The following is a 13,398-nucleotide window of genomic DNA, read 5'->3' as shown; positions in this document are numbered from 1 at the left end:
GGTCCCTGCGCTTCAGCCAAAGATATACCAGCATGATAAGGTTGCCAGCCAGATAGATGGCCCGGGGGTAATAGGATGAATAACCGCGATATTCTATATTTGTATTCAATAATGTAAAAACCATCGAGTCAATATTGATCTGCCATAAAATGATGACACCCAGGGCAAGCATTCCAACAATCAACCCGGTAAGTGATGCAAAATAGCCCCTTCGTTCCACGAGGTTCTTTCCCATCCAGTATGAAATGGCCGCAAATAGGATAAGGCTGATCGCCAACTGCCCAATCACAACCGTAAAGCCCGGATCGTATATAAATTCATCGGCATATTGAAGAATATAAGGGAACCAACTGCCAATGCACACAACGGCCAGGAAGGCGATAAAGTACGTGAGATACATGATGACAGGAGGCATAACCAATTGATTCCCCATTGGGCGAATACAGAGGCTGCGTAAAAGTTTTGAAGGTTCTGGCAGAAGTTTTGCAACAGTATTCAAGTTATGCACGCCTGTGCGAAAATCCAGCCATTGAAGGCGTGAGAGCTGCTGGGAGATATTATTGTTGGATTGGATGATGACGGGGTAAACCACATGCTTCTGGCAATCCACATCGCTGTCATCCTTAAAACGTGAAATCAAAGTGAAGACAGCCAGGGCAGAGCTGGAATCCTGCGCTACCGAGTGGCCTGTTTCCTTGAAGATCCCCGTCATTTCGCTGGCGATCATTCGATCTTGTGGGGCATGGTCAATAAAAAAAGCAACCGACTTCGGATCAGGATAGTCAACGCGCCGTTCGTGAGATGATACTGGCGAGGTGGCTTCAGGTTTGCCCCATCTTTGCATTCCCGCAGAACGAAGGACGAATAACAGAGCAAGCACAAAAGGAATGCTTACAAAGGTCAGGGCATCGAACATATAACCTGTATCTTCATCCGTGGAAAAATTGGATGCAAGAAAAAGCGAGAAGGGCAGCATTACCAAGGATGCCTGAACCAGCAGGTACTTGAAACTTCGTTTGATAATATGATAGGGCAGGGGCAGGAGAAAGAATGGAATGAACAAAGTCCATAATGCGCCCAGGGATAGGATCGAAACAACAAGGCTCAATGCGAAAGCCATCCACACCACTGCGGGAATTTTAAATCCCATTTGCGGCGCAGGGTGCTGCTCCTGTTCCTGCATCTGTAACTGACGATCCAGTTCTTTCAATGCTTTTTGATAACTTCCTCGAAAATCCACCCATTCAAATCGCTCAAGTTCCTTTGGCAGGTCAACCGCCTCGAAGACCAGCAGGATGACGCGCTTATTCATTTCATCGAGCACGCGCCTCCACTCCACTTCCACATTTTCAGATGCAATCGAAGACTTTGAAATAACCAGTAAAATGACGTCTGAATTCATGATCCCCTGATAGATCTGATCCTCCCAGGGCATGCCCGGTACAAGATTGCGATAATCCAACCACACATCGAATTCTTTCTTTTCAAGATGGCTGGCAAGTTCATCCACAAACCCCACTTCACGGCGCGAATAGCTGATAAATATATTCGGCTTCATGCTTCCTCCTCTTTTTAAATGGGAGCAATTATTTCACGGCATCATACTTAATCTAACTGAAATTGCTATCATACTGCTGTTGTGTCATGATGAGGGGCGGTTCTTGCCCCGACACTTGCGCCGTACGCCAGTGCGGTGAGCATCTCTGACACCATAAACGGAGACCCTTCGGTCGCGGAGAACGCGCTCCCTCAGGGTGACACGTCCTCTTTTATTTCAAGTAGCAACTTAGGTTAAATTAAAAAAGTGACTGCCGCCTCCAAAGCAGCAGTCACTTTAAAGATTTACTTCACCAAGTTTCTCAGCACCGTGTGCAGGATGCCGCCGTTGCGATAGTAGTTGACTTCAACATCCGTGTTCAACAACACTGTAGCTTTGAACTCAACCACCTTGTCATTGGATTTCTTAGCCTTGACGGTGACTTCACTCTTGGGTTGGATTTTGTCACTCAAGCCTTCGATGGAAAATACTTCGCTTCCGTCCAGACCGAGGGACTCGGCGTTTTGCCCTTCAGCGAATCTCAGCGGAAGCACGCCCATGCCCACCAAATTCGAGCGATGAATGCGTTCGAAAGATTCAGCGATGACGGCCTTCACGCCCTGCAACATCGGGCCTTTCGCGGCCCAATCACGGCTGGAGCCGGTGCCATATTCTTTTCCAGCTAATACAATAGTTGGTATTCCAGCTTCTTTATATTTCATGGCGGCGTCGAAGATGGACATCTCCATCTCTTGACCATTGACCATGGACGATTGACCATGGTCCGCCGTCCGTTGTCCGTCGTCAAAGAATTTGGTCCAATTACCTTCCTTCGGCGCGACCATGATGTTCTTCAAGCGGATATTGGCGAATGTACCGCGCGCCATCACCAGGTCATTACCGCGGCGTGTGCCGTATTGGTTAAAGTCTTTTGGCTGAACGCCACGTTCCTGTAGGAACTTGCCAGCGGGAGAATCCACGGCGATGTTGCCGGCAGGTGAAATATGATCGGTAGTGATCGAGTCACCGAATATGCCGAGTACACGCGCATTCTTGATCTCTTGAATGGAAGGGCTATCGATGGTCAATGTTTGGAAGTAAGGCGGGTGATGAATATAAGTGGACTCTTCACTCCACTCGAACAAGTCACCTTCCTTGACCTTGATCTCCTTCCACATATCGGAACCAGTAAACACATCTGAATATTTGTCTTTGAACATCTCGGCTTTGACGCTGGATGCAATCGTGTCGCTGATTTCCTGTTGGCTGGGCCACAAATCTTTGAGATATACGGGCTGATTGTTTTTGTCTGTACCAAGCGGTTCGCTGTTCAGGTCAATATCCACGGTGCCGGCCAACGCGTACGCCACCACCAATGGAGGTGATGCAAGGTAATTCGCTTTGACCAACGGATGCACGCGGCCTTCGAAGTTGCGATTGCCTGAAATGACCGCCGCAGCAACGATGTCTGAACCTGTCACGGCTTTGGCAACTTCACCGGGCAATGGGCCGGAGTTACCGATACAAGTGGTACAGCCGTAGGCGATCACGTTGAAACCAAGTTTGGAAAGCGGCTCGATCAGCCCGGCCTTCTGAAGGTACTCAGTCACCACGCGGGAACCCGGGGCTAAAGAAGTTTTCACGTAAGGCTTTACATTCAAGCCCATTTCAACAGCCTTCTTGGCGACCAGACCCGCTGCGACCATCACAGATGGGTTGGAGGTGTTCGTGCAGGAGGTGATCGCCGCAATCACCACCGCGCCATGCTTCATCTTTTGTGAACCGCCATTCGTGCCGAAGGTGGCTTCGCGGTTCAAGGCATCACCAGAAAGTTCATAGCCGCGGTCCTTCACAGGGGCGGTCAATGCCTTTCGGAATGTATCCTTCATATCGGCAAGCGCGACGCGGTCCTGTGGGCGTTTGGGTCCTGCCAGGGAAGGCTGAACCGATCCGAGATCCAATTCAAGCAGATCCGTATATTCAGGTTCGGGCATACCGGGTTCATGGAAGAGGCCTTGTGCGCGCATGTAGGCTTCAGTACGGGCAACGGTTTCGTCGGAGCGACCAGTCAATCGCATATAACGCAGCGTCTCTTCATCCACAGGGAAATAACCCATGGTAGCGCCATATTCCGGGGCCATGTTGCCGATGGTGGCGCGGTCTGTCAATGACATGCTTGTGAGACCCTCGCCATAGAATTCAACGAACTTATCCACCACACCTTTCTTGCGCAGCATTTGTGTAACAGTGAGCACAAGATCGGTGGCAGTGACGCCGTCTCTTAATTTTCCATACAACTTGAAACCAATGACGTCGGGCAGCAGCATGTCCATGGGCTGGCCAAGCATGACAGCTTCGGCTTCGATGCCACCCACACCCCAACCCACAACGCCGAGGCCATTGATCATGGTGGTGTGCGAGTCGGTGCCGACGAGAGTATCGGGGAAGGCAAGAATGGACTGCGAAGTCTCCGACTTCGCCCGACGACTGGAGTCGTCGGACTCCACTTTCGTCATCACAACTTCAGCAAGATTTTCAAGATTGACTTGGTGAACGATACCGGTCATCGGGGGCACAACGCGGAAGTTGGTGAAGGCCTTTTGTCCCCATTTCAAAAATTCATAACGTTCGCGGTTGCGCTGGAATTCAACTTCGGTATTGCGATTCAGCGCATCGGCTGTGGCAAAGAAATCAACCTGCACCGAGTGGTCGATGACCAGGTCAACTGGCACAAGCGGATTGATCTTCTTCGGGTCGCCACCCAAGCGGGCAACTGCCGCGCGCATGGCAGCCAGGTCCACCACCGCGGGCACGCCGGTAAAATCCTGCATGACGACGCGGCCGGGCAGGAATGGAATGCCGGGGCGCGCGCCTTTGGGAGTCCACGAAGCGATGTTCTTCACATCTTCCTGTGTGATCTCCTTGTCATTGCATTGACGGAGGGCGGCTTCGAGCACGATGCGAATGGAATAAGGCAGTTTGCTGAGTTTTGTTAACCCAGCCTTCTCCAACGCATCGAGACGGAAGATGACGTATTCCTTCTTTCCCACTTTCAATACGTCACGGGACTTGAATAAATCTTTCATAGGATACTCCTTTGGTGATGAGGGTTTCTTAGGTCACTTTGCGTGACCTACACTCACACCACAAGCCTACGAAGAACATAAAGGAGCGCCTTTGATATCCTTGATACTGTGGTGGGGTTTATATTATTTCTTCGTCCTCCCGAAAGATTGTCGGGACGGTGTGAGCGGAGCCGCACGTTTTCGCGGCGTAGTCGAAGGACAGGTTATTACACAAACAATAAATCTTTTCCAAGTACCCCGCGCTTACCCATTCGGGTACGATGTCGACTTCGTTCGAACAAAGTGCGTGTCCTCACTCCGCTCAGCGAGGATGAGCCTAATGCTTCAATTCTTTCTTAAGCGAGTTAACCAACTTTGTTTTTTCTTCATCCTTCAAAAACGAAGCCTGCGCCGCGAGCAAAATGGATTTCTTCAAATCAACCATGGGCACTTTCAAAGCTTCACACACATCCTGATATTCATGCGCCAATGTGATGCGTGAGACACTCGGGTCATCGGTGTTGATCGTTACATTCAAGCCTGCCTCGAGCATATGCGGCAATGGATGTTGGGGCAGGGAACTTACAACACCAGATTGATAATTGCTGGTCACACAAACTTCAAAGACCGAGCCGCGTTCTTTCGCGAGCGCCGTCACATATTCATCTTCCAGCACGCGCACACCGTGACCAATTCGCTCGGCGCCCAAATTCTCGATCGCATCGCGGACATTTTCCGCAGGGCCCCATTCCCCGGCGTGGATGGTCAGATGCAGGCCAGATTGTTTCGCCTCTCTGAAAATTCCGTGAAACGGATCAGACTTGAACTCCGCTTCATTGCCGGCCAGGTCCATGCCTAACAATCCATTTTTGATATGTTCCACTGCAAGCCATGCCACCTGCTCAGCCAGCTCCGGGCTTTCATGGCGGTTAACCGAAGCGATCAGGCCGACCTTTATCTTATATTTCTTCGCGGCTTCCTGCGCACTGGTAATCACCCAATCCATCACATCGTGCAAGGGGAACCCCTCCGCCCGGCTCAAGGCCACGGGTGTAAAACGCAGCTCAAGGTAGCGGCAATTATCCTTGGCCGCATCCTCCACCGCCTCACGTGTGACGCGATGGATTACATCAGGTGATTTATAAAATAACCGCAGGGTTTTGAATTTATCGAGGAAATTCGTGAAAGTCATCGGGTCCTGGTCCTGCACCTGCACCAGCCCGCTTAAGTTGAACATGCTAATGGGGACCGTCACCCCGTGCTGACGGGCAATGTCGAGCATGGTCGTCAAACGCAGAGACCCTTCCAGATGACGATGTAAGTCAACTTTTGGAAGAGCAAAATATTTGTTCAGGGGGGCGGTTTCGTCTTTGAACAACTCTGCCTCTAAAGTTCTCACCCGTCATTGCGAGCCGTCGCTCTTGTACTTTGATGGCGAAACAATCTCCCTCAACAAAATAGAGATTGCTTCGGGCTAAGAACAAGAACGCCCTCGCAATGACATGATCGCTATTTAATGACGTTTCCTCTTCTTTTTATTGCCGCCAATTTGCACCGAGGTCTCACTCGGCGCGCTTGCCATTTCTATGGTCTCGATCGGTGTGATCTCCACTCTGCGCGGTCTTGCCGCAAACGCGCGGCCGATCACCAACCCGCGCACATCTTCAAGGAGTTGTGAAAACATTCCGGAGGCGCGGTCTTTATATTGTACCAGCGGGTCACGTTGAGCGTAAGCCTCGAGGCCGATCGAAACTCTCAGGGCCTCCACTTTGGTGAGATATTCCACCCATAACTCGCTGAATGCGCCCAGCAGCAACTGGCGGTGGACTTCATTCAATACATACTTGCCAATCGACGCGGCCAATGTCGCCCGCTCAGACTCACTCAAACCTGCTACTGCTTCGTTGAGCCTTTCCTCCCCGAAAGCGATTCGCGCTGCAGGCCCGAAGTCCGCCAGTTTCACGGCATTCTGATTCAAGCGGTTAAACTCACTCTGCCCCCAGGTCGCGCGCAAAGCCTCTTCCGCCGCATCGAGGTGACTCATCGCATCCTCAACGACGGTCTCTGCTTCGCTATCTTCCAGCAATTGTGCCGCATAAAAGACATAAGTAAAACGATTGTATACCTGCTTAACCTGCTTATGAGTCTTCTGATCAAAAGCAGTGCGTGCACCCTGCGAGAGGGTCAACAACAAGCGCAATTTTCCAGCATCATCATTGGCAGGCTCGCGCTGCAATAAAACATCAATATCGCGCGCGATCTGGGTATTCAGTCTTTCACGTTTCTTATCAAGCGCCTCACGTGCTGTATTCAACAAAATATCAGCCAGCTCATCCCAATCAGAAGGCAGGGGACTCGGCCACTGGATCTGTTCACCCACACGATTTTGGATGGCACCGATCACACGAGTTGCGCTGATCACAGTCAACTGGTTTGCAGCAAGTTCCTGAATATCATCCTTTGCATCTTCAGGGTCTTCAGCCAGGGTCTTTTGAATGTCATTATTAAACCTCAGTGGCAAACGAACAAGCGCATTGACCTCTTCCAAAATTTTCTGCGGACGCGGTGTTTCTTCCAAGTCACGCATGGTCTGGAAATAGGCATCCAGTGCATCTTCACGCTCGCTGACCTGCTGTTCGAGAGTCTCCTGGGTTTTTTCGATCAGGGATTCGATGGCGCGCAAAGCATGAGCATGTTCAGTTTCAATGGACTTTGAAACAACGTCCAACGTCGAAAGCCGCACAGCCTGCCCTGAGCCTGTCGAAGGGTCAGGGCCGATCTTATCCAGCAAAAGTTTGAAACCGTATGAAGGGAACAGCCCATCCTTCGAATCAAACGGCGGCTGGACCTGATCGAGCCAGGCGATCAACTTCCACGGGCCTTCCTCATCGGTCAGGCCCATATCCACACGCTTGGTTACTTCATTTTCGAGCATGTCCGCGATATCTTCGCTCAGGTCTTCCTTTACGAAGATGCGGTCACGTTGACTATAGATTTGCGAGCGCTGCATGTTGAGCACGTCGTCATATTCCAGCAAATGCTTGCGGACGTCAAAGTTTGCGCCTTCCACACGGGTCTGCGAACCTTCGATGATATTGCTAACGAGGCGCACTTCCAATGGAAGCGAGTCGTCCACCTTGAGGCGTTCCATGAGTCCGCTGACCTGCTCGCCGCCGAACAAACGCATCAGATCGTCTTGCAGTGAAAGATAAAAGCGCGAGGAACCAGGGTCACCTTGGCGGGCGGCACGGCCGCGCAACTGATTATCAATACGGCGCGCTTCATGTCGTTCCGAACCGATCACGTGTAAACCACCCAGTTGCTTGACACTTTCCATCTCCACAAAATATTGCAGGAAGAGTTGTACTTCTGCATCGTAAATCCCATAATTTGATGGGTCAATCTTTTGCAGGGCTTCACGGCGCTCCTGCAAAGTCATATCGAACGGGTCTTTATAGCCAGCCTTGCTCAATACACGATTGACTGCCGAAATCACTTCCTCGGCGATCTCGCCGCCGAGCTTGATATCCACACCGCGGCCGGCCATGTTCGTGGCAATTGTCACTGCGCCAAATGCGCCCGCGCCCGCAATGATCTGTGACTCTTCGGTATGCTTGCGTGCATTCAATACCTGATGAGGTACGCCGCCTTGTAATACCGACTTCAGTCGGCTCTTTGATGTTTCAGGCAATCGTAAAATATCGAGAATGGTTTGCAAGTTAGCATCATCGTCCAAACTGATACTTGTCATTCCATGCGGCGCGATGAACTTGCGTAAAGCGTCAGGGGTGATCTTGTCTATCGGCTCACTAAACGGCACGAGGTCCGCAATGAGACGGCCATCTTCCTCCAAATTATTCGCGCGCAGATAAAAGTCACGGACGAGGGTCAACTGCATCAAACGGCGAACAGGTTCGGCCTTGAGTCGATTCGAGAGTCGGTCGGACGATTCAACGGAGGTCGTGCCCACCAACAGCGGACGTCCCAGCACATGGTCACGGATGATCTCGGTCACGATCGCGCGCAGCTTGGCCTCCACCGTGCGATAGATGACATCGGGATAATCTTTGCGTCGATAGTATATGGGTTCGGTCTCGCCAGTTCTTGCAAAATATGAATAGGTATAACCCTCATCATCTTTTGTTTTAATTTCAACCAGCGGCGCTTCCTTGCCATAGGATTGATATTCAAGGTTCGGGGGGATCGGCGCAACTTCGAGCTTATAGATCTTGTTGAACTCTTCGGCTTCGGTCAACGCAGTACCGGTCATGCCCGCAAGCTTTTGATACATACGGAAATAATTTTGCAATGTGATCGTGGCATACGTGACCGACTCAGGCTCGACCTTGACGTTTTCCTTGGCTTCCACCGCCTGATGCAACCCGTCGCTCCAACGGCGCCCAGGCATGAGACGCCCTGTGAACTCATCCACGATGATGACCTTGCCGCCCTGCACCAGATAATCCTTATTGCGATGAAAAAGATATTGCGCGCGCAAAGCCTGTTCGAGATAACCTGTAAGGCGCGCCTGTTCCGGGGTTAGGTCTTCGGGCCGATCGGGGTCGAGCAGTTGCAGCCCCAAAATAGATTCGACGCGGCTGATGCCGATCTCGGTCAGCGTCACGCTACGATTCTTTTCATCCACTTCGTAATCTTCGGGTTTCAATTGTTTAACGACCAGCGCCATGCGCCCGTACCATTCCAGGTCACCGGAGGCGGGACCCGAAATAATGAGCGGCGTTCGCGCTTCATCGATCAAGACGTTATCCACTTCATCCACGATGGCATAGTAATGGCCGCGCTGGACGCGATTCTCGAGGCGCATGGCCATGTTGTCGCGCAGGTAATCAAAACCGAATTCGGAGTTCGTGCCGAAGGTGACATCCGCGCTATAGGCTTCGACTCGATCCACCATGCGGAGGTGTTCCTGGTCTTCATGCGGTGACTCGCGTTCAAAATCCACGATGAAGGCTTTTTTGCCATTCTCGGTCACGGCTGCCATTTGAAGCACGCCCACGCTCAAGCCCAGCGCGTTATAAATTGGAGCCATCCAACGCGCATCACGCCGCGCGAGGTAATCATTGACCGTAATTAGATGAACGCCGCGTCCCGTAAGCGCATTGAGATAGACCGGCAAAGTTGCCACAAGGGTCTTGCCCTCGCCTGTGCGCATTTCCGCGATCTCGCCGCTGTGCAAAGCCGCACCGCCGATGATCTGTACGTCATAATGACGCAGACCAATCGTGCGCTTGGAGGCCTCACGCACCGCGGCGAAGGCTTCGGGCATGATCTCATCTAATATATCCTGCTCAGCTTTACGAAGTTCATCATCCTTGCCCCCCTGCCCCCCGACTGGCATGGGGATTAAGCCCGCTGTCGCGGCTTGCACACGTGCCTTGAATTCATCGGTCTTGGCTAGTAAAGTCCCATCGCTGAGGGCCTCATATTCCGCCTCCAGCCCGTTGACCTGCTCCACAAGCGCGCCATACTGTTCAACTGTCTTTTTTGTGGGATCACCACTGAATAATTTTACGAAGTTCTTAAGCATCTACATCCCTTTCAAGGAAGGGATTATAGCATGGGGAGATTTGAGAAATGTAAGAAAACTGTGCTTATTATCGCCCCATGCCCAACTGTGAATTCATCCCCAAATTCAATCGTTACGATCAGTTAGTAGATCGATTTCCTATGGTTTTCCTGCTATTCCCATAAATCTGCCAGCCGCCTGCGCCCCGCTTCAACCGCCTTTGCTTCAAGAAACTTTTTCATTTTTGACCAGGGTGTCTTATCCAGCATCTGCGGCATGGGCAAAGATTCGGCATCGTCAAAATAGGATAATGCCCGTACAGCATTGACAGGGAATGATCGCACTTTTTCATATTTAACAGCTGCCACCTGAAAGAGCGCATCCAAAGAAACCTGCTGCAGGATGAAATATAAATCCACCATATCTTTACGAGTGCCGCGATTGATAAGGGCGGCAAGTTTCATTGCCCCAATTTCTTCCACGCTGGCAAGGCAGACATTATCCACCAAAAATGTTGGTTGCACCAATGGATATAAATTCAAACGAAAAAAACTGACTCCCACCTCATGCCAGGTTGCGACAAAAGTGGCATCTGTATCATATGTAATTTCAAGTGTTGGGTCGTTTAGAGTGGCGCGCAGGATGGAGCGTTCATCAGGCCCAACAGTCGTGGGGTCGTCTGAGAAAAAGTCCAAATCTACAGAAAAGCGATGACCAAAATGAAGCGCCAGACCAGTTCCGCCCGCCAGATAAAAACGCTTGATGATTTCCACCTCGTTGAGCAAATGGAATGCATCTTGAGTAGCGGATGTAAGAGCAGCCCAGTGAGGGTGTTTAAGAATCAATGATTCCATAACTCCCCTTTGGCAACAGCAAATGGAGGTTTTTTCCACCTGCGGACGCCCAGCAATTTTCGCCAATAATTAAACGTAACGGGCTTTAACCATCGCTGGCCATGTTCGCGTAAAAACAAACGGATGCGTTTACTGCGATAGGTCTCAAACAGCCAGCGGATCTCCTCCCACGTGCCAAACTCCAGCGTACGCTGAATGATCAAGTTCGCATCGCGGGTAAGCTCAAGCCGTGCAATATCATATTCTTGAAAATACGGTTTCAATCCTTTGGGAATTTTGGAGGAGGAAATTGCGCGCTGCATATCGTTATTATAACTCGTAAAGTAATCGCCTTTTCCAATTAGACTTTGCGGAATCGCCGCTTAGGATGACAGGAAAATTGGAGCTTTATTAACGAAAAGCGACTTTAGTTTTATCACACGGATGTAGTAAGATAAGCAAATGAGCAGTTTACCCGTGCCTCCAGCCATTGCCAGGATCGCGCCTGACGGCAACCTCACCCCGCGCCAAAAAAGACGCTTTATGATCGAGATGGTCTTGAGACGTGTAAAACCAGGTACGGGGAGCAGCCACGATTTTATGCGAAGGAGAACGGCGATGAATCCATGGCCAGACTTGCGTCCTATATTAAAAGGAATTCATTGGGCGATCATCGGCGGCGTTGCTACCCGCGCCTACATGCCCGAACGCATGACCAAAGACTTGGATATTATCGTGCACAAAAATGATGGCGAGGCAGTCGTAAAAAAGCTGGAAGGGGCAGGCTATCGCGTCGATTCGCAATTAGCGATTCCAGGCTATTTACTGGTTTCCCCTGAAGGTGTGGAAGTGGATGTTCTTTTTGGCTCCTATCCATGGATCAAAGAGGCCTTGAGAAATCCAGCATATGACCCTGCCGGATATCCAGTTGTAAAACTGCCCTATTTAATCATCCTGAAAATGGCAGCGCAACGCGCCCGCGACCTGGGTGACCTAGGCACGATGTTGGGCTGGGCATCCGATGCGGATTTGGATGAAGTGCGAGCGGTTGTAAAACGCTACACCCCAGAAGATTTAGAAGACCTGGAATCACTGATATATATTGGGAAGAAGGAACAGGAAATTCCACCTGACGCAGATAGTGGGCGGTAGCCGAATATAACATTGGCCTGCTTCACCAAAGCACCATACTGTTCAACTGCTCTTCTTGTGGAGTCACCGCTGCATAAATGCCGAAGGGGAATATTTTACAAAGATATTACATAGGATCGCATAACCTTGCCATAGTCCATGCTTATCACCAAAATTTATTACTGGAGCTCTGGCATACGGCTTCCCGCGGAGAGGATTCCACCTCAAGAAAGTCTCTTATTGATTTTTGCAACTAATGAGAAAACATAAATTCATTGGCGTTTTTTGAATAATAGACTCCCGCCCAAATCGATGGGCGCAATAATGTAAAACACAAGAATATTCATCGTCACGAAGATTATTCGAACAGCAATATCAACTGCCACAGGTCCAAATCCAGCAATTACCGAAAGAAGAAAGCTTATTACCCAAAAAAGCACTGATAGTGCGAACAGTATAGGAAGCGCAAGAATTACTAAACCTTTTCTGCCAATCTTGTCCAGCAAAAACGTGGCTATAGCAGCATTGAACATAACCATAACGTGTAAAAAGAAACCTGATACTTGATCTAAAAATTCAACCATCTCCTCTGAAAATCCATCAACAAAAACGGGTAATTTTGAGAGATTTATTCCTAATATTGTGATTAAGCTAGAAAACAATAAGAAACGAGCCAAGTTTTTTCTAATCTTATTTACTGCATCCTCATTGAACTTTTCATCTTGCTTATGATCAACTGTAGTCCATGCCCAAGCAGAGACAAATACCGAAAATATGGTCCCAGCAACAATTGTTATGGAATATTCGCTTAACCAAATCGGAATGTTCCAAGAAATCAAACCGGGGATTAAGCTTAATATGTTTATCCCCCCAATAACATCAGCGTACATAAAACCAGATAAGACAATGCCTCCCATGGTCAAATCAAGAGAAAGGTTTCCTCCTGTCGATTTCATAATACCTACAATACCAGAAAAGAGGTTTTTGAATGGCTCTACAATTCCGCTCTTTAATCCCTTGGCGATATCTGAAAACCATCGCCGAGGATATAAAGGGGTATTGTCTTGACTCGTTTGACCATTTCTGCTCGAACCATCTTCAGACTCATCATATGTAAGTGGCATTCTTAAGAAAAAGGCCAGATTGTCCAGTAGTTTCTTTCTATAGTCTTGATTGAATAACGCTAATAACATCCATAAACCAAGAACTATTTGCAAGAATGGTGATTGGCTCACAAGTAAAAGAAAATTACTTAACGCATTATCAAGAAACTCAATGATAGTCATATTATTCTCCTATGAAATT

General features: G+C 49.6%; 8 protein-coding genes and 1 pseudogene. 1 reads left to right on the top strand and 8 read right to left on the bottom strand.

Annotated elements, in window-relative coordinates; genetic code table 11:
- From AC14M5_RS08970 to AC14M5_RS08940, 7 genes and pseudogenes are all read right to left on the bottom strand, one after another.
- On the bottom strand, positions 1-1,558 hold a 1,558-nt coding region (locus tag AC14M5_RS08970; protein WP_484029314.1), incomplete at its 3' end, for a toll/interleukin-1 receptor domain-containing protein.
- 284 nt (positions 1,559-1,842) lie between these two features.
- A complete protein-coding gene (gene acnA / locus AC14M5_RS08965; RefSeq protein ID WP_484029313.1) occupies positions 1,843-4,623 on the bottom strand; it encodes an aconitate hydratase AcnA in 2,781 nt (926 codons plus the stop codon).
- A gap of 316 nt (positions 4,624-4,939) precedes the next feature.
- Positions 4,940-6,001 carry an adenosine deaminase gene (add, locus tag AC14M5_RS08960; RefSeq protein ID WP_484029312.1) on the bottom strand — a complete coding sequence of 354 codons (1,062 nt, stop codon included), beginning with the start codon at positions 5,999-6,001 and terminating at the stop codon, positions 4,940-4,942.
- A gap of 114 nt (positions 6,002-6,115) precedes the next feature.
- A complete protein-coding gene (locus AC14M5_RS08955; protein WP_484029315.1) occupies positions 6,116-8,353 on the bottom strand; it encodes a preprotein translocase subunit SecA in 2,238 nt (745 codons plus the stop codon).
- Between the two features lie 156 nt (positions 8,354-8,509).
- A pseudogene (locus AC14M5_RS08950) lies at positions 8,510-10,150 on the bottom strand (preprotein translocase subunit SecA); the annotation flags it as partial.
- Positions 10,151-10,302: 152 nt separating this feature from the next.
- Positions 10,303-10,983 (bottom strand): nucleotidyl transferase AbiEii/AbiGii toxin family protein, encoded by a 681-nt coding sequence (locus AC14M5_RS08945; RefSeq protein WP_484029311.1) that lies wholly within the window; start codon positions 10,981-10,983, stop codon positions 10,303-10,305.
- On the bottom strand, positions 10,971-11,285 hold the full coding sequence (locus tag AC14M5_RS08940; RefSeq protein ID WP_484029310.1) for a DUF6922 domain-containing protein: 315 nt from the start codon (positions 11,283-11,285) through the stop codon (positions 10,971-10,973). The genes AC14M5_RS08945 and AC14M5_RS08940 overlap by 13 nt, the downstream gene beginning before the upstream one ends.
- A 139-nt stretch (positions 11,286-11,424) precedes the next feature.
- Here AC14M5_RS08940 and AC14M5_RS08935 point away from each other — a divergent pair, with 139 nt between their 5' ends.
- The gene (locus AC14M5_RS08935; protein ID WP_484029309.1) at positions 11,425-12,114 is read left to right on the top strand and encodes a hypothetical protein; all 690 of its coding nucleotides are present in this window, start codon (positions 11,425-11,427) and stop codon (positions 12,112-12,114) included.
- Positions 12,115-12,365: 251 nt separating this feature from the next.
- On the opposite strand, the gene AC14M5_RS08930 is transcribed toward AC14M5_RS08935, so the two are convergent.
- Positions 12,366-13,379, bottom strand: coding sequence for a hypothetical protein (locus tag AC14M5_RS08930; RefSeq protein WP_484029308.1), 1,014 nt, complete (start codon positions 13,377-13,379; stop codon positions 12,366-12,368).
- Positions 13,380-13,398 lie beyond the last annotated feature (19 nt).

This window comes from Candidatus Villigracilis sp., assembly GCF_057083605.1.
Note: the sequence above shows the minus strand (reverse complement) of the source record. Positions and strands in the feature narration are given on the sequence as shown.